Source organism: Mesorhizobium sp. WSM4989 (assembly GCF_029625795.1).
Classification (GTDB): domain Bacteria; phylum Pseudomonadota; class Alphaproteobacteria; order Rhizobiales; family Rhizobiaceae; genus Mesorhizobium.
Genome location: NZ_JARTVN010000001.1, coordinates 1,588,164 through 1,604,711, shown reverse-complemented (window position 1 = coordinate 1,604,711; position 16,548 = coordinate 1,588,164). Strand labels below are relative to the sequence as shown.

Genomic DNA, 16,548 nt, shown 5'->3' with positions numbered 1-16,548 from the left:
GGAATTGCGTAAAAACAAATACTTAGAGCGGGTCAGCGCTTTTGTAAAAAGCTGAACCGCTCTGGTGCATCTGGAGGTGTAGGGGCCCCGGTCGATGTTCGGAATTGACACCACGGTTCTGGCTTTCGTCGTGCTCGCGGGCCTCAGCGCCGGCGCGATAGCCTATGCCTTCCTGTTCAAGCGCATCGATAACGAGAAGCAGGCCGGCAAGCGCCTTGAAACGATCAAGACGGCCGAGACCGACCGATCGGTGGTGAAGGCTACGCGCGACCGCGCCGCGGAAGCGGTCAGACGGCGCAAGACGCTTCAGGATTCGCTCAAGCAGCTCGATGAAAAGCAGAAAACCAATGACCGCAACGTCAAGAAACCGCCGCTGAGGGCCCAGATCCGCCAGGCCGGCATGACCGTCTCCCTCGAGCGCTTCTACATCTACTCGGTGATCTGCGGCATCGTGCTTACGATCCTCGCCTTTCTTGCCGGCGCGCCGTTGCTGGTTCTGCCCGGCGCTCTCTTGGCCGGAGCCCTCGGCCTGCCGCGCTGGTTCGTCTCGTTTCGTCGCGCGCGCCGGGTGAAGGCCTTCCTGGAGGAATTCCCGAATGCCCTCGACATCATCGTGCGTGCGGTGAAGTCTGGTCTGCCGCTCAACGACGCGATCCGCCTGATCGCCAATGAATCCCCGGAGCCGGTCCGCTCCGAATTCCGCCGTATCGTCGATTCCCAGCAGATGGGTATGTCGATCCCCGATGCCACGATGCGCATGTCCGAGACCATGCCATGCACCGAGGCCGGCTTCTTCGGCATCGTCATCCAGATCCAGTCGCAGGCCGGCGGCAATCTCTCCGAAGCGCTGGGCAACCTTTCGCGCGTGCTGCGCGACCGCAAGAAGATGAAGGCCAAGGTACAGGCGCTGTCGATGGAAGCAAAGGCATCCGCCGTCATCATCGGCGCCCTGCCGTTCGTCGTCGCCTTTCTCGTCTATCTGACAAGTCCGAACTACATCATGCCGCTATTCACCACCAGCGTCGGCAATCTGATCCTCGGCTGCTCCGGCGTCTGGATGTCGATCGGCATCCTGGTGATGCGCAAGATGATGAACTTCGAAGTGTAGGGACGCGGATCCAATGACAGACCAGGTCGTCAAGACGCTAACCGATCCTTCGTTTCTTATCGCGCTCCTGGTCGGCATCGCGGTTTTTGCGACCGTCTTCACACTCATGCCTGCGCTTGGCGGCAATCAGCTCAAGGCGCGCATGAAAACCGTGGCGCTCGAGCGGGATGAACTGCGCGCCAAGCAGCGTCAGCGGCTCGCCAATGAAGCCGACCGCCGCCGCAAGGGTTTGCGCGAGGAACAGTCGATCGGCATGCGCAACATCGTCGAACGGCTGGATCTCAAGCGCGCGCTTGCCGACGAAGGCACGCTGCAGAAGCTGAAAGTCGCGGGCTTCCGCGGCCAGAATCCGCTGACGCGCTTCCTGTTCTTTCGTCTGATCCTGCCCTTCGTCGGATTCGCGCTCGCGGCGATCTATCTGTTCCTTCTCGGCGGTCTGGCGCAGCAGCCTGCCTTCATCAAGCTGTTCGTCTGCATTCTTGTCGCCTATGGCGGCTTCTATGCGCCGATCCTCTACGTCAACAACCGCGCCACCAAACGCAAGCAGTCGATCCAACTGGCGTGGCCGGACGCGCTCGACCTGATGTTGATCTGCGTCGAATCCGGCATGTCGGTGGAAGCGGCGCTTCGCAAGGTCGCCGACGAGATCGGTACTCAGTCCGTGGCGCTCGCCGAGGAATTCGTGCTCACCAATGCCGAGCTCTCCTATCTGCAGGACCGCAGGGTCGCTTACGAGAACCTGGCAAGCCGCACCGGCCTGGATTCGGTAAAGGCGGTGACCCAGGCTCTGGTCCAGGCGGAGCGCTACGGCACGCCGGTGGCGCATGCGCTGCGCGTGCTCGCCTCGGAAAGCCGCGACATGCGTATGAATGCGGCCGAAAAGAAGGCCGCAGCGCTGCCGCCGAAGCTCACCGTGCCGATGATCCTCTTCTTCCTGCCGGTTCTGTTCGCCATCATTCTAGGGCCGGCCGGCATCCAGGTCAGCCAGCGCGGCATCTTCGGCGACCAGCACAATTCCAGCAGCCAATAGACGAAGCCATCGAACTCATGACAAAAGCCGCGTGGCAGGCGCCGCGCGGCTTTGCTGTCTGGCTTAGCCTTGAAGCAATTCCAGGAAAAGCGTGTAACGGTTTCCGTCCGGAATTGCGGAAAAAACAAACAGCTAGAGCAATTCGCGGTTTCCGTAAAACGGTGACCTGCTCTAGGTGCCGGCGGTCAGTTGGTCGCGACCTTCGCCTTGCCCTTGTCCTGATCCTTGAGCTGGCTCCAGGCGTTCTGCTGCGCAAGCATCTGGCGCAGATAGGCGATGTTGGCCTGCGCCTGCTCCGGCGAAAGCTCCTGCGAGGCGATCTTTTCGGCCTCGTCGAAGCGGCCCTGCAGGCCGACGACCAGCGCCAGGTTCTGCCGCACCCGGCTGTCTGCGTTAGGCTGCTGCGCGGCCGAGCGCATATAGGTCTCGGCGGTGCGCAGATCCCCCTCCAGCACATAGGACATGCCGAGATTGGAAAGGATCGAGGGTTCGTTCGGCTTGAGCTCGAGCGCCTTCCGGTAGTCCTGACGTGCCTCGTCCCGCTGCCCCATCTGGTCGAGGATGGCGGCTTCCGCCGAAACCAGGCGCCAGTCCGGATATTCCGGCGTCTGCGCGCGGCGCACCGCATCGAGCGCCTGCTCGAACTGCCCGTTGGCGGCAAGCGCCTTGCCGTAGGCGGCGAGGACGTCGCGGTCCTTGGGGTAGGCGATCGCGAGCTTGCGCATCACCGCCAGCGACTGGTCGGCGTCGCCATCCATCTGCAGCGCCGCGGCATAGTTGGTGGCGATGCGTTTGTCGTTCGGGTTCCTGGCGTAGGATTCGCCGAGCCTGGTCGTGGCGCTGTGCAGTTCGCTGGCCGACATCGTTTCCAGGGGCCGGTTGTCGGAGCGGGAAATGGAGCCGGTCGTGAACTTGCTGGTACTGCCGCAGCCGGCCACGCTGGCCGCCAGCACCGCCATCAATGCCGTGGTGACCAGACGCTTGCTTGTGAAGGTCAACGCTTTGATCGGCATCGGCGCCTATCTCCATTCCTGCGCGGCCATTAAGCTGGCCGTCTTCCCTCCCACAGAAATATTCTGTTAACCCTAACGGATCGTTAAGAAGCCGACTCGCCGTGCCGGCCGGAGACCATCGAATGCCTGTCGAACTTATTGACCAGAAACCGGAAGCAGCCTTGCCAGTCTACCTGGTGGGAAAGGATGGCCTCGACGGCACTGGCCTTTCCCCTTCCGTCATCGCTTGGGCACGGGCCAACGGCTTTTCTGGCGAGGCGGGCCGCACGCTCGTTCTGCCGGCCGAAGGTGGCGGTCTCGCCGGCGCGCTGTTCGGCACCGGCGACGGCGAGAGCCAGCTTGCCGTGGGCGCCCTGGCGCGGGCGCTGCCCGAGGGTGAATGGCATTTCGCCCAGGATCTGCCAGCGCCCGATCTTGCGGCGCTGGCCGTCGTCCTCGGCGGCTACGCCTTCACCCGCTACGGCAAGAAACCCGGCAGGGCGTTGCGCTTCGCGCTGCCGTCGGGCGCCGACGGCGCGCATGTGCGCCGCACCGCCGAGGCTATTTTCCTGACGCGCGATCTCGTCAACACGCCGACGAGCGACATGGGGCCGGATGAGTTCGAGGAGGCTGTCCGGGCATTGGCAGCCGGGCACGGCGCCGACGTCTCCGTCGTCAAGGGTGACGATCTCCTGGCGCGGAATTTCCCGATGATCCATGCCGTCGGCCGCGCCTCGGCCGGCGCGCCGCGGCTGATTGACATGACCTGGGGCCCGAGCGACGCGCCGAAGGTGACGCTGGTCGGCAAGGGCGTCTGCTTCGACACCGGCGGCCTCGACATCAAGCCGTCGTCGGGCATGCTGCTGATGAAGAAGGACATGGGCGGCGCCGCCAACGTGCTGGGTCTCGCCTCGATGATCATGGCGGCGAAACGGAATGTGCGGCTGCGCGTGCTGATCCCTGCGGTCGAGAATTCGATCGCCGGCAATGCCTTCCGGCCTGGCGACGTGCTGAGGAGTCGCAAGGGGATAACGGTGGAGATCGGCAACACCGATGCTGAAGGCCGGCTGGTGCTGGCCGACGCTCTGGCGCTTGCCGACGAGGAAAGGCCGGCCCTGCTGTTCGACATGGCGACCTTGACCGGAGCGGCCCGTGTTGCGCTCGGCCCCGATCTGCCGCCCTTCTATACCGGCGACGAGGCACTGGCGTCCGACCTGGCTGCGGCTTCGCTTGCTGTCGAGGATCCGCTGTGGCGCATGCCGCTGTGGCGTCCCTATGACGCGAAGCTTTCCTCGAAGATCGCCGACGTCAACAATGTCACGACGGACGGCTTCGCCGGATCGATCACGGCGGCGCTCTTCCTCAAGCGCTTTGTCGAGAAGACGCCCGGATGGGCGCATTTCGACATTTTTGCCTGGAACCCGAATGACCGCCCGCACGGCCTGACCGGGGGCGAGGCGCAAGGCATTCGCGCGCTGGAGCAAGTGATCTCGAAGCGCTTCGGGTGAGTGTGACGAGAAAACTGGCAAAAGCCGCCGCGGACTGAAACGGAAGCGAAACAATTTGCCGTCATGCTTGGCAAATGTCGATCTCGATGCGCCCGAGCCAGGCCTTGCGACTGTGGCAGCAGGTATTGCTGTCGCAGGTGCGCGACGACGCGCCCGACCTCACCATGCGCCAGACCGCCATCCTGCTCACCATCTACCTCGATCCGCCGCCGCATACGGTGCGCGGGCTGGCCGCGAGGCTCAACGTCACCAAGCCGGTCATTACCCGCGCGCTCGACACGATGGGCGCGCTGAAGCTGGTTTCGCGCCACCGCGACGAGCTCGACAAGCGCAATGTGCTGATCCGGCGCACGGTGGAGGGCGCGCTCTTTGTCGAGCGCTTCGGCGATGGTATCGTCGCAAAGGCGCATGAGCTGCCCATCTGACCGACAACTCGTCTGTCTGACCGATAAACTCATTTGACTGGACTACCGATTTGACCGCCAGGGATGCCCGCCTTCACGCCTTTCGTTCCGATCTCGCCGATGCCAGGCTGAAGGGGGAAGTCGCCGCCGATCGCTTTGTCGCCGGCCGCCCGGCGCGGATCACCACCGCCGTCGCCGACCTGCGCAAGGCGCCGCGCCCCGATGCCGGCATCAACACGCAGGCGCTGTTCGGCGACGACGTGCTGGTCTTCGAGGTTGCGGAAGGCTGGGCCTGGGTGCAGGCCGAGCGCGACGGCTATGTCGGCTATGCCGCCGACAATGTACTCGGCGCACGTGAGCATGCGCCCACCCACATCGTCTCCGTGCCGCGCACCTTCCTCTATCCCGGACCGGACCTGCGCTTCCCGATCGGCGGGCAACTGTCGATGGGCTCCGCGGTGACGGTGACGGGTTCCGCCGAAACGCGCGGCACGCACTACGCGCTGCTGCCATCCGGCCAGGCCGTCATTGCCCGCCATCTGCGGCCGCTCGCCGAGGTTGCAGACGACTTTGTGACGGTCGCCGAAAGCTTCCTCGGCACGCCATACCTCTGGGGCGGCGTCTCCGGCTTCGGCATCGACTGCTCCGGCCTCGTGCAACTGTCGATGCGCATGGCCGGCAAGGATGTGCTGCGCGACTCCGACATGCAGGCGGCATCGATCGGGACGCCGCTCGAGCCAGGCCCTGAGTATTCCGGGCTGCAGCGCGGCGACCTCGTCTTCTGGAAGGGCCACGTCGCGATCATGACCGACGCGAAGGACATGATCCACGCCAATGGCCACACGATGCTGGTCTCGCGCGAAGGGCTGAAGGATGCCGTCGAGCGGATCGGCTATCTCTATGGCGGCCCGACCGGGTTCCGCAGGCCTTAGCGCCCTTACCTCTCCTCCAGGGGGAGAGGTTGGATTGCCCCGATTTGCTCTTCGCAAATCAGTTGGCAATCCGGGTGAGGGGTAAGTAGGCCAAGCTGGATCACCCTCATTAGGCTCGGCGCTGCGCGCCGGGCCACCTTCTCCCACACGGGGAGAGGGGAAGAATGATCCCCTTTTGTTCCGATTTTCCTTGGCGATCGCTTGCCAGCGCGCTACCTCTTTGCGCGTGACAGAGCAGCCGCGCCTCGCCGAACAGAATGTCGCCGTCCTTCTCCCCGAGCCGTTCGTAAAATGGTTCGCTGCAAAAGGCTGGTCGCCGCGCGCCCACCAGCTCGAACTGCTGGCGAAGGCTCGAGCCGGCCAATCGGCGCTGCTGATCGCGCCGACCGGCGCCGGCAAGACGCTGGCCGGATTCCTGCCCTCGCTTACCGAGCTCGCCAGACGTCCGCGCCGCAAGCCCGGTGCTGCGCATCGTGGCATCCACACGCTCTACATCTCGCCGCTCAAGGCGCTGGCCGTCGACATCGAGCGCAACCTCGGCAAGCCGGTCGAGGAGATCGGACTGCCGGTCACCATCGAAACCCGCACCGGCGACACGCCCTCGCACAAGCGCCAGCGCCAGAAGCTTGCGCCGCCCGACATTCTGCTCACCACCCCCGAACAGCTCGCTCTTCTGATTGCCTCGGCCGACGCCAGGCGCTTCTTCGAGGATTTGCGTTATGTCGTCCTCGACGAATTGCATTCGCTCGTCACCTCGAAGCGCGGGCATCTTTTGGCGCTAGGCCTGGCGCGGCTGCGCGCGTTTGTCCCTGAGCTGCAGACCATCGGCCTGTCGGCTACGGTCGCCGAGCCGGATGAATTGCGGCGCTGGCTGGTCAGCCAGGCTTCCCCTGAGGCCATGTCCGAGTTAATCGTCGTGACAGGCGGCGCCAAGCCCGACATCTCCATTCTCGATTCCGAAGAGCGGGTGCCATGGGCTGGCCATTCCGCCCGCTACGCCACTCCGGAGATCTATCGCGAGGTCAAGCGGCACAAGACGACGCTGCTCTTTGTCAACACGCGCAGCCAGGCCGAGCTGCTGTTTCAGGAGCTGTGGCGCGTCAACGACGACACGTTGCCGATCGCCTTGCATCACGGCTCGCTCGACGTCGCCCAGCGGCGGCGGGTCGAGAAGGCGATGGGCGAAAACGCCTTGCGCGCTATCGTCGCCACCTCGACATTGGACCTGGGCATCGACTGGGGCGATGTCGATCTGGTCGTGCATGTCGGCGCGCCGAAGGGGGCCAGCCGCCTGGCGCAGCGCATCGGCCGCGCCAACCACCGCATGGATGAGCCATCGAAGGCGATCCTGATCCCGGCCAACCGGTTTGAGGTGCTTGAATGCCGTGCCGCGCTCGACGCCAACTATCTCGGCGCGCAGGACACGCCGCCTTTGGTCAATGGCGGGCTCGACGTGCTGGCGCAGCATGTGCTCGGCTGCGCCTGCGGTGCCCCGTTCCACGCCGACGCGCTGTTTGACGAGGTGAGATCGGCTGCGCCCTATGTCAGCCTAGACCGCCCGACATTCGACCGGGTCATCGACTTCGTCGCCACCGGCGGATACGCGCTGAGAAACTACGAGCGCTACGCCCGTATCCGCCAAACCAAGGAAGGCTTGTGGCGAGTATCCAATCCCCGCGTGGCGCAACAGTACCGGCTCAATGTCGGGACCATCATCGAAGTGCCGGCCCTCAACGTTCGTTACGTCCAGGCTGGAAGCAAGGGCGCGGCCTCGCGCGGCGGCAGAGTCTTGGGAAAGATCGAGGAAGCGTTTCTCGAGACCTTGACCTATGGCGACACTTTCATGTTCGCCGGAAGGGTTCTGCGCTTCGAGGGTATCCGCGACAATGAGTGCTTCGTGTCGAATGCTCCCGGAAGCGAAGCAAAGGTGCCCTACTATGGCGGCGGCAAATTCCCGCTTTCGACCTATCTCGCCGAGCAGGTGCGCGCCATGCTCGACGATCCGCAGCGCTGGAAGAAGCTGCCCGAGCAGGTGGCCGATTGGCTGCGGTTTCAGGCGGATAAATCCGTCCTGCCGAAACGGGACGATCTGCTGATCGAGACCTTTCCACGCGGAAACCGGCACTATCTCGTAGCCTATCCGTTCGAAGGCAGGCTCGCGCATCAGACGCTGGGCATGCTGCTGACGCGCCGCCTGGATCGAGCGGGCGCCAAACCGGTCGGCTTCGTTGCCACCGACTATGCGTTGGCTATTTGGTCGCTGGCCGACATGGGCTGGATGTTCAAAAACAAAAAACCATCGCTGGCTGCGCTCTTCGATCAGGACATGCTCGGTGACGATCTCGAGGCATGGTTTGCCGACAGCTGGCTGCTCAAGCGCACCTTCCGCAACTGCGCGCTGATTTCCGGACTGATCGAGAAACGTCATCCCGGCAAGGAGAAAAGCGGCCGCCAGGTCACCGTCTCGACAGACCTGATTTATGATGTGCTGCGCAGCCACGAGCCCGACCACATCCTGCTCCAGGCGACGCGTGCCGATGCAGCGACCGGATTGCTCGATGTCAGCAGACTTGCCGAGATGCTCTCGCGCATCCTCGGTCGAATCGTGCATAAGGACCTGGAACAGATATCGCCGCTAGCCGTGCCGATCATGCTCGAAATCGGCAAGATGCCGGTGCATGGCGAGGCGGATGAAACGCTGTTGATGGATGCCGCCACCCTCGTTGAAGAGGCCATGGGGCCGAAGATGGCCGACTGAGAGAAGGCAAGAGGGGATGAATTTTTCGCTGTCGCGTGCAACGCTGGTCGCCGAGGCCGACTTCGTCGGCATCGCCGGCGAACGCGCGGTTTGCGACCGGCGCGGCGTGCTCTATTTCCCCGATCTGCGGCTGCTTGCGGTCTCCGACCTGCATCTCGAAAAGGGCTCGTCTTTCGCCAGGCGCGGCGCGCTGATCCCGCCTTATGACACAGGTGCGACCTTGCTGCGGCTGCAGGCCGTGATCGCCGACTACGGTCCGCGGATCGTTGTCAGCCTTGGCGACTCCTTCCACGACGGCGGCGGCGCCGAGCGCATGCATCTAAGCTTCCGCGAGCGGCTGGAGGCGATGATGGCCGGCCGCGACTGGTTCTGGGTTGCCGGCAACCATGATCCGGATGCTCCCGCCGACCTGCCTGGCGAGACGGTGAGGGAACTCGCCATCGGTTCGCTTGTCTTCCGCCATGAGCCATCCAAGCTGCGGGTGGAGGGCGAGATCGCCGGCCATCTGCATCCCTGCGCCCGCATCGTCCAGCGCGGGCGCTCGGTCAGGCGGCGCTGTTTCGCCGGTGACGGCGGCCGCATGATCATGCCGGCCTTCGGCGCCTATACCGGCTCGCTCAACGTGCTCGACCGCGCCTATGCCGGACTGTTCCGCCTGGAAACGCTTGTTGCCTACATGCTGGGTGCGGAGCGCATCTTTGCCATTTCCGGCTCGATGCTGCGGCCGGGCTGAAGCGGCTTCATCTGCCGTAATAGAGCGTGACGGTGTGCTTTGCCTCGGCGAAGAACAGCCAGCGTTCGACCAGCATGCCCGCGAACTGAAAGAACGCTGCAAGCAGTGATGCGGCTGCTGCGAAAGGCCGTGGCAAGGCGAAGGCGATCACGAGCAAGATGGCCGGCACGGCGAAGGCCAGCACCTGCGTGATGCGCCTCAGCTTCGCCCTATGTTTTCGCGCAATGCGAAAACCCATCTCCTTGAGCAGGTAGTTTTCTTCGGTGTGCGGCCATTCGATGGACCGCACCGTGCCGCCGGCCAGGCCGGTCGCCGTGTTGGCCGTGGTCGGGATTTCCAGCCGGTCGTTGTAGTGCCAGGTCGCAAGCTTCCAGCCCCACCCTGCGAGCGTGGCAAGCAGCGCGCCGACCAGAACCACGGTTGATCCGGTGCCGAAGCTTCGCAGCAGGCCGTTGAGCAGCAAGCCACCCGTCATTACCGAGAAGATAAGATAAGCCGGCAAAGTATAACGGCTGTGCCACTGCGCGATCGGTTTCAGCGAGGCATAGATCATTCCGGTCGTACAGACTGTCACGACGGCGCCGGCGGCAGCCAGCAGACCAACGATGGCGACCCAACCGCCGCTTTTGCCCATCAGCACCCAGCCAATGCCGAACAGCCCGGCCGGGATGAAGGTCGCGACCGAGGCGACCCCTTCGCGCGACAGCCAGGAGCTTCGCCATTGCGAGAAGGCGCGCCAGGCGCGTTCAGGACGGCCGAGATGGCCGGTCGAGGAGAGCAGGCCGGCCGCGATCAAGCCAAGCGAAAGCGCCATGCCGACCAGCCCGAGCCAGAAATCGGGCGCGATGAATCCCAGCCCGCCAAGAACGCCGAGCAGCGCCAGCAGGCCGTAACCGGCCCCGGTGGCGGTGGTGAAGAAAACGACGGAATAGGCGGGATGCATGGCTGCGCGAATTCAGTTCGAAAGCATGCGGTCGATCCAGCCGAGGAAGCCTCCGTCGGCCCGGATCGGTTCCAGCGCCGGCGCGTCGACCTTCGCCGCGCGCTCGGTGCGGGCACGCGGTGGCAGGTATTTGTTGGTCGGCTTGTAGCCAAGCTCGGGCATCAGCTCGACGCCGCCACGCTCGTCTACCAGGTGCGAGATTGCCGAGGCGGGATCGCCCAGATCGCCGAAATGCCGGGCGCTGGTCGGGCAGGCGGCGACGCAGGCTGGCACGCGGTCCTCTGCCGTCAGATTGTCGTTGTAGATGCGGTCGACGCACAGCGTGCATTTCTTCATCACGCCGACATCCGTATCGAATTCGCGCGCGCCATAGGGACAGGCCCAGCTGCACAGCTTGCAGCCGATGCACTTGTCCTCGTCGACCAGCACGATGCCGTCGGAGGCGCGCTTGTAGGAGGCGCCGGTCGGACAGACGGTGACGCAGGCTGGCTGCTCGCAATGCAGGCAGGAGCGCGGGAAGTTCACCGTGCGGCCGCCATGTTCGGTCGTGTGCTCATAGCTGTGCACGCGGTTGAACCAGACGCCGTCGACACGCCCGCCATACGGCTCGATGTCGGTCAGCGGCGCCATGTGTCCGCCGGTGTTCCATTCCTTGCAAGCGGTAACGCAGGCCTGGCAGCCGACGCAGGTGTCGAGGTCGATGACGAGGCCGAGCTTCTTCTCGGTTTGGGCGGGAAGGCAGGTCATTCGGCGGCTTCCCTTTTTATGCGGAATCCATCGCCGAAGCGAAGCACATCCGGTGACGGCTCGAAATTTGGCGGCTGCCGCAAGCGCTCGAATTGCGGCTCGGTGAAGCCGGCCTCTTCCGCGGCGCATTTGGCGATACGCACGCGCACGTCGAACCATGCCGCCTGTCCGGTGACGGGGTCGGAGTTCGAATAGCGCTTGCCCTTGACGGTGGCTGCGGTCTGGTCGCCGATGATGTGATTGAGCAGGAAGCCGCGATTGCTCTCTGCGGCGTCGTCCTTCAGGCCCCAGCTGCCGCGCCGCTTGCCGATTGCGTTCCAGGTCCAGACCGTGTCCGGGTTGACGCCGTCGATCAGCTTGATCTGCCCCTTCACGCGGCCGTTGATGCTTTCGATCCACACCCAGTCGTCGTCGGCCAGCCCAAGCCTCGCTGCGGTCTCCCGGTGCACGAACAGCCGGTTCTGGCTGGTGATTTGTCTCAGCCACGCATTCTGCGAGCCCCAGGAATGGTACATGTGCATCGGCCGCTGCGTCAGCGCATGCAGCGGATATTTCTGGAGATCGACGGCGTCGTCCTCGAAGGGCGCGTACCAGAACGGCAGCGGGTCCATATAGGCTTCGATCCGGTCGCGCTCGGCCTCCGGCGGCTGCACCTTGCCATGACCGCGCGCGGCGAGGCGAAAGCGCTGCATCGGCTCCGAATAGAGCTGAAAGATGATCGGATCGGCCTTGGAGATGAATCCCATCTGCACGGCAAAGTCGAGATAGGCGCGGTTGCCCATCTTGTAATAGCGCTGGTCGTCGGCGAACCCGTGGTGCCAGAAACCGCCATTGTCGATGTAGCGCTGCAACTGGTCCGGGTTCACCTCGCCCTTGCCGATCGCGTCGCCGTTCTTACCGCGCCAGCCGGCAAGCGGGCCGATGCCGGGCGTGCGCTCGTGGTTGACGATGTAGTCGGCATAGTCGCGGTATTTCGCCGAACCGTCTTCGTTGGCGAAACCAGGCAGGCCGAGCCGCGCACCGAGCTCGATCAGCACCGACTGGAACGGCCGGACATCCCGGTCCGGCTGCACCACCGGGTGACGGATGGCATCGCCCGGCCCGTCGGCATGGCTGATCGGCCGGTCGAGCAGGCTGATGCAGTCGTGCCGCTCGAGATAGGTCGTGTCGGGCAGCACCAGGTCGGCGAACGGCACCGTCTCGGAATAATAGGCGTCGGAATAAATGATGAAGGGGATCTTGTAGTCGCCTGCCTCGTCCCTGTCGGTGAGCATACGAACCGTCTCGACGGTATTCATCGAGGAGTTCCAGGCCATGTTCGACATGTACATCATCAGCGTGTCGATCGGATAAGGGTCGCCGGCCCAGGCATTGCGGATGACGCTGTGCATCAGGCCGTGGGCGGCCAAGGGCGCTTCCCAGGAATAGGCCTTGTCGATGCGGATCGGTGTGCCGACCTCGTCGACGAGCAGATCGTCGGGCCCTGAGACGAAGCCGAGCGGCATACCCTCCAGCGGCGTCATCGGGCGGACGTTCTTGCCTGCGGGCTTTGGCCCCGGCGGCGCGGAACGCGGATAGGGCGGCTTGAAGCGGAAGCCCCCGGGCACGTCCACCGTGCCGAGCAGAACCTGCAGCAGGTGGATGGCGCGGCAAGTATGAAAGCCGTTGGAATGGGCCGAGATGCCGCGCATGGCATGCATTGAGACCGGCCGGCCCTTCATCGTCTCGTGCCGGCGGCCGGCCCAATCGGTCCAGGCGACCGGCAGCTCGATCGCCTGCTCGAAGGCGATATGCGCCAGCTCCGCCGCGATCCGTCGGATGGTGTCGGCGCCGACCCCGCAGCGCTCCGCTACCGCCTCCGGCGAATGGCTTTCGTCCAGGTATCGGTCGGCGATCAGCTGAAATACCGGCGCGCAGCGGCGGCCATTGACCGTGTAGCTGCCGGTCAGTGCTGGTTTGGCATCCGGATCGGCGGCATTGACGGGCGCCTTCGCCACCCTGTCCCAAGCCAACAGGTTGCCGTCATCATCGCGCATGAACAATCCGTCATCGGCGGAACCGGGCTCCTGTACGACAAGCATCGGCGCGTTGGTGTAGCGCAGCAGATAGTCGAGATCTATGCGGCCGGCCTTGAGCAACTCATGGACGAGCGCCAGCACGAACAGTCCGTCCGTGCCGGGTCGTATGCCGATCCAGTCATCGGCAATCGCGTTGTAGCCGGTGCGGCAAGGGTTGATCGACAGCACCTTGGCGCCGCGCGCCTTGAGCTTGCCGAGGCCGATCTTGATCGGATTGGAATCATGATCCTCGGCGACGCCGAACAGCATGAAGTATTTTGTGTTGTCCCAGTCGGGCTCGCCGAACTCCCAGAACGAGCCGCCGATCGTGTAGAGCCCACCGGCCGCCATGTTGACCGAGCAGAAGCCGCCATGGGCGGCGAAGTTGGGCGTACCGAACTGGCTCGCCCACCAGCCGGTCAGCGACTGCGACTGGTCGCGCCCGGTGAAAAAGGCAAGCTTTCTCGGATCGGTGCGGCGGACCGCCGACAGCCGCTCGGTGGCGATGGTGAGCGCTTCGTCCCATTCGATCTCGCGAAACTCGCCGGAGCCACGAGGCCCTGTGCGCAGCAGCGGCTTCCTCAGCCGCGCCGGGCTGTAATGCTGCATGATGCCGGCGCTGCCCTTGCCGCAGATCACACCCCGGTTCACCGGGTGGTCTTTGTTGCCGTTGATGTAGCGCACCTTGCCGTCCTTGATGTGGACGTCGATGCCGCAGCGGCAGGCGCACATGTAGCAGGTGGTTTTGGCGATGCGGTCGGACACGCTCGGCGAGGTCTCGACGCCGTCGCCTTCGTCAGGCGCCTGGCTGTCGGCCAGCGGCCGCTGCGAGGGCGCGGAGTTTGCGCCGCGTGGTTCAGCTAGGCTCATGATCCGCGAACGCTCTTGCCGCTTGCCATCTTGGCCTTCGTCTTCGGACCGGGCCCGCGCATATAATGCAGCTCAGGATGGTAGCGGTCGCCGGCGAGCTGCCGCTTCAGCTGGCGGCTCCAATGCGCGAAAAGGGATTTGAAGCGCCCGATCATTTCCAACCTTGGCGGCAGAACGGCCAATTTTTTCCAAGCTCGGGTAAAAAGTTAGAACAAAGCGATTGATCTGTCTAACAAGCCGCTCTTGTAATTCCGATCGATTTTCCTTCTTAGTTGGCCATGACCCTCGATCAGCTTCGCATCTTCGTCGCCGTCGCCGAGCATGGCCACATGACCAAGGCGGCCGACCTGCTCGGCATCTCGCAATCGGCCGCCTCTGCCGCCATCCGCGCGCTCGAAAGCCATCATGGCGTGCGGCTGTTCAACCGGGTCGGCCGCAACATCGAGCTCGCGCAGACCGGCCACCGCTTCCTGCCCGAAGCCAAGGCTGTTCTGGAACGGGCAGCGGCTGCCCACGACGTGCTGGAGCATGTTTCCCAGACCATCACCGGCAGCCTGTCGATATCGGCCAGCCAGACCATCGCCAGCTACTGGCTGCCGAGGCGCCTGGCATCCTTCCACGAAGCCTATCCGGCGGTGCGCCTGAGCGTCACCATCGGCAACACGCGGCAGGTCGAGACCAATGTGCTGGACGGCCGGGCCGATTTCGGGCTGGTCGAGGGCCGCACCGAGTCCGACATATTGCGGCGCGCCACGGTCGATGAGGATCGCCCCATGCTGGTCGTGGCGGGCTCACATCCCGAGCTTCCGACGACGCCGGCTGGAAACCTCGACATCAGGTCGTTGCGCTGGATCATCAGGGAGGGCGGGTCGGGCACGCGCGAGGCGCTGGAGGATTTTGCGCGCAGTGAAGGGGTTCCGCCGGCGGAGTTGCAGATCTTTCTTGTTCTGCCCAGCAACGAGGCTGTGCGTCAGGCGGTGGAGGCTGGTGCCGGCGCGACTATAATTTCCGAGCTCGTCATTGCGCGTTCGCTGGCGGAAGGCAGCTTGCGATCCGTGCCGGTCATTCTGCCGAAACGCGATTTCGCCATGATTACCCATCGCGACCGGCAGGCGAGCCTCGCGCAAATGGCGCTCAAGGCGCATCTCACCGGCAAGCAGAACGCGTCGTCAACGGGGAGGGGCTAGAGCAAGGAAGCGTCAGGCGAATTTGCGCCGCGCATCAAGCGCGAGCCCAAGCCCGACCGAGCCGAACATATCGCCTTCGATAACCGAGGCCTGCGGCACCAGCGAAAGGATCCGCCGCTTTGCCAGCGGGATCGCCGTCGAACCGCCGGTGAGGAACACAGCGGTGATGGCCGAAGCGGGAACGCCTGCGTCGGCAATCGTTTGCCTGACCGTCGCGGCCACCCGTTCGATATCGCCGCCGATCGTCTCTTCCAGGCCGGCGCGCGTGATCCCGGCCGCGAAGCGTACGCCGGGCAGCGACACCTTCACCTCGGCCCAGGAATGTTCTGTCAGCGCGATCTTGGCCCGTTCGACCAGGCCGGCCATCGCATGGCCGTAACGATGCTCGACAATGTGGATGAAGCGGTCGACGAGATCGGCGCGCTCGGCTTCGAAGCGGATCTGCTTCAAATCCGACATCGCCTTCGCGGTGTAAATGAGATTGATGCGCTGCCAGGTGGCGAGGTCGATGAAATAACTTGCCGGCAGATTGCGCTTGCCGTCCTTGGTCGGGGTCAGATAGCCGAGCTCGGGCATGATATGGGCGATGCTAAGCAGCCGGTCGAAATCCGTGCCGCCGATATGGATGCCGCGATTGGCCAATATGTCGCCCTTGCGGTCGTCCGAGCGGGCGCGCTCCGGCGAGACGCGCACGATCGAGAAGTCGGAGGTGCCGCCGCCCATGTCGACGATCAGCGCCAGCTCTTCGCGGGCGACATTCTGTTCGTAGTCGAGTGCGGCCGCGATCGGCTCGAACTGGAAGGCGATGTGCTTGAAGCCCTGCGCGCGCGCTGCCTTTTCAAGCTCGCTTTGCGCTTTAGCGTCGGCGTCGGCATCGTCATCGACGAACTGCACGGGGCGGCCGAGCACGACGCGTTCGACCGGGCCGCCGGCATCCTCTTCCAGCCGCTTCTTCAAATGGCTGATGAATAAACCGATGATGTCGGTGAAGCCGATCAGGCGCGCCTTGATGCGCGTCTTCTCGTTGGCGAGCGAGCTGCCGAGAACGCTTTTCAGCGAGCGCATCAGCCGGCCCTCCACGCTGTCGGTGTAGTCGGCGATTGCGCGGCGGCCGAAATAGGTGTGGCCGTCCTCGAAGTTGAAGAAGACGGCGCTCGGCAAAGTGGGCTGTTCGCCCTCCAGCGCCACCAGTTGCGCCCGGCCGTTGCGGATCACGCCCACTGTGGAATTGGACGTGCCGAAATCGATGCCGCCGAATGCTGGATGCATAGCAGCCTCC

The 16,548-nt window shown here is 64.3% G+C and carries 14 protein-coding genes; 9 read left to right on the top strand and 5 right to left on the bottom strand.

Going from position 1 to position 16,548, the window contains the following annotated elements:
* The first annotated feature begins 94 nt into the window (after positions 1-94).
* Both P9217_RS07765 and P9217_RS07760 read left to right on the top strand, forming a co-directional pair.
* Positions 95-1,108 (top strand): type II secretion system F family protein, encoded by a 1,014-nt coding sequence (locus tag P9217_RS07765; RefSeq protein ID WP_066996441.1) that lies wholly within the window; start codon positions 95-97, stop codon positions 1,106-1,108.
* A 13-nt stretch (positions 1,109-1,121) separates the two neighbouring features.
* Positions 1,122-2,138: a type II secretion system F family protein gene (locus tag P9217_RS07760; RefSeq protein WP_066996444.1), complete on the top strand. Its 1,017-nt coding sequence runs from the start codon at positions 1,122-1,124 to the stop codon at positions 2,136-2,138.
* Between the two features lie 185 nt (positions 2,139-2,323).
* On the opposite strand, the gene P9217_RS07755 is transcribed toward P9217_RS07760, so the two are convergent.
* Complete coding sequence (locus P9217_RS07755) at positions 2,324-3,151, bottom strand: tetratricopeptide repeat protein (RefSeq protein WP_095799347.1); 828 nt, start codon at positions 3,149-3,151, stop codon at positions 2,324-2,326.
* Positions 3,152-3,273: 122 nt separating this feature from the next.
* On the opposite strand from P9217_RS07755, the gene P9217_RS07750 reads away from it, so the two are divergent.
* From P9217_RS07750 to pdeM, 5 genes are all read left to right on the top strand, one after another.
* Positions 3,274-4,638 (top strand): leucyl aminopeptidase family protein, encoded by a 1,365-nt coding sequence (locus P9217_RS07750; RefSeq protein ID WP_278086283.1) that lies wholly within the window; start codon positions 3,274-3,276, stop codon positions 4,636-4,638.
* A gap of 74 nt (positions 4,639-4,712) precedes the next feature.
* Complete coding sequence (locus P9217_RS07745; RefSeq protein ID WP_066996450.1) at positions 4,713-5,063, top strand: MarR family winged helix-turn-helix transcriptional regulator; 351 nt, start codon at positions 4,713-4,715, stop codon at positions 5,061-5,063.
* Positions 5,064-5,113: 50 nt separating this feature from the next.
* The gene (locus P9217_RS07740) at positions 5,114-5,974 is read left to right on the top strand and encodes an NlpC/P60 family protein (RefSeq protein ID WP_208721518.1); all 861 of its coding nucleotides are present in this window, start codon (positions 5,114-5,116) and stop codon (positions 5,972-5,974) included.
* 226 nt (positions 5,975-6,200) lie between these two features.
* The gene (locus tag P9217_RS07735; RefSeq protein WP_278086935.1) at positions 6,201-8,732 is read left to right on the top strand and encodes a ligase-associated DNA damage response DEXH box helicase; all 2,532 of its coding nucleotides are present in this window, start codon (positions 6,201-6,203) and stop codon (positions 8,730-8,732) included.
* Positions 8,733-8,748: 16 nt separating this feature from the next.
* A complete protein-coding gene (gene pdeM / locus P9217_RS07730) occupies positions 8,749-9,465 on the top strand; it encodes a ligase-associated DNA damage response endonuclease PdeM (protein ID WP_095782905.1) in 717 nt (238 codons plus the stop codon).
* Positions 9,466-9,472: 7 nt separating this feature from the next.
* Here the strand turns inward: pdeM and P9217_RS07725 are convergent, their stop codons facing one another.
* From P9217_RS07725 to P9217_RS07715, 3 genes are read right to left on the bottom strand one after another with little or no spacing between them, the layout of a single operon-like run.
* On the bottom strand, positions 9,473-10,408 hold the full coding sequence (locus tag P9217_RS07725) for a DmsC/YnfH family molybdoenzyme membrane anchor subunit (RefSeq protein WP_278052561.1): 936 nt from the start codon (positions 10,406-10,408) through the stop codon (positions 9,473-9,475).
* A gap of 12 nt (positions 10,409-10,420) precedes the next feature.
* A complete protein-coding gene (locus P9217_RS07720; protein ID WP_278052562.1) occupies positions 10,421-11,155 on the bottom strand; it encodes a 4Fe-4S dicluster domain-containing protein in 735 nt (244 codons plus the stop codon).
* Positions 11,152-14,082, bottom strand: a complete 2,931-nt coding sequence (locus P9217_RS07715; RefSeq protein ID WP_278086284.1) for a molybdopterin oxidoreductase family protein — start codon at positions 14,080-14,082, stop codon at positions 11,152-11,154. The genes P9217_RS07720 and P9217_RS07715 overlap by 4 nt, the downstream gene beginning before the upstream one ends.
* A 77-nt stretch (positions 14,083-14,159) precedes the next feature.
* Between P9217_RS07715 and P9217_RS07710 the strand changes: the two genes are divergently transcribed.
* Together P9217_RS07710 and P9217_RS07705 are read left to right on the top strand one after the other, a co-directional pair.
* Positions 14,160-14,306: a hypothetical protein gene (locus P9217_RS07710; protein WP_156751064.1), complete on the top strand. Its 147-nt coding sequence runs from the start codon at positions 14,160-14,162 to the stop codon at positions 14,304-14,306.
* A gap of 54 nt (positions 14,307-14,360) precedes the next feature.
* Positions 14,361-15,269 (top strand): LysR substrate-binding domain-containing protein, encoded by a 909-nt coding sequence (locus tag P9217_RS07705; RefSeq protein WP_095799354.1) that lies wholly within the window; start codon positions 14,361-14,363, stop codon positions 15,267-15,269.
* A 12-nt stretch (positions 15,270-15,281) separates the two neighbouring features.
* On the opposite strand, the gene P9217_RS07700 is transcribed toward P9217_RS07705, so the two are convergent.
* Positions 15,282-16,538 (bottom strand): Hsp70 family protein, encoded by a 1,257-nt coding sequence (locus P9217_RS07700; protein ID WP_095799355.1) that lies wholly within the window; start codon positions 16,536-16,538, stop codon positions 15,282-15,284.
* Positions 16,539-16,548: the final 10 nt, after the last annotated feature.

What these genes read in the sequence shown, in the direction of transcription:
- P9217_RS07760 (WP_066996444.1), top strand. Translation starts at nt 1,122, where the DNA reads ATGACAGACCAGGTCGTCAAGACGCTAACCGATCCTTCGTTTCTTATC.
- P9217_RS07720 (WP_278052562.1), bottom strand. Translation starts at nt 11,155, where the DNA reads ATGACCTGCCTTCCCGCCCAAACCGAGAAGAAGCTCGGCCTCGTCATC.
- P9217_RS07715 (WP_278086284.1), bottom strand. Translation starts at nt 14,082, where the DNA reads ATGAGCCTAGCTGAACCACGCGGCGCAAACTCCGCGCCCTCGCAGCGG.
- P9217_RS07705 (WP_095799354.1), top strand. Translation starts at nt 14,361, where the DNA reads ATGACCCTCGATCAGCTTCGCATCTTCGTCGCCGTCGCCGAGCATGGC.
- P9217_RS07710 (WP_156751064.1), top strand. Translation starts at nt 14,160, where the DNA reads ATGGTAGCGGTCGCCGGCGAGCTGCCGCTTCAGCTGGCGGCTCCAATG.
- pdeM (WP_095782905.1), top strand. Translation starts at nt 8,749, where the DNA reads ATGAATTTTTCGCTGTCGCGTGCAACGCTGGTCGCCGAGGCCGACTTC.
- P9217_RS07765 (WP_066996441.1), top strand. Translation starts at nt 95, where the DNA reads ATGTTCGGAATTGACACCACGGTTCTGGCTTTCGTCGTGCTCGCGGGC.
- P9217_RS07725 (WP_278052561.1), bottom strand. Translation starts at nt 10,408, where the DNA reads ATGCATCCCGCCTATTCCGTCGTTTTCTTCACCACCGCCACCGGGGCC.
- P9217_RS07700 (WP_095799355.1), bottom strand. Translation starts at nt 16,538, where the DNA reads ATGCATCCAGCATTCGGCGGCATCGATTTCGGCACGTCCAATTCCACA.
- P9217_RS07755 (WP_095799347.1), bottom strand. Translation starts at nt 3,151, where the DNA reads ATGCCGATCAAAGCGTTGACCTTCACAAGCAAGCGTCTGGTCACCACG.
- P9217_RS07750 (WP_278086283.1), top strand. Translation starts at nt 3,274, where the DNA reads ATGCCTGTCGAACTTATTGACCAGAAACCGGAAGCAGCCTTGCCAGTC.
- P9217_RS07745 (WP_066996450.1), top strand. Translation starts at nt 4,713, where the DNA reads ATGTCGATCTCGATGCGCCCGAGCCAGGCCTTGCGACTGTGGCAGCAG.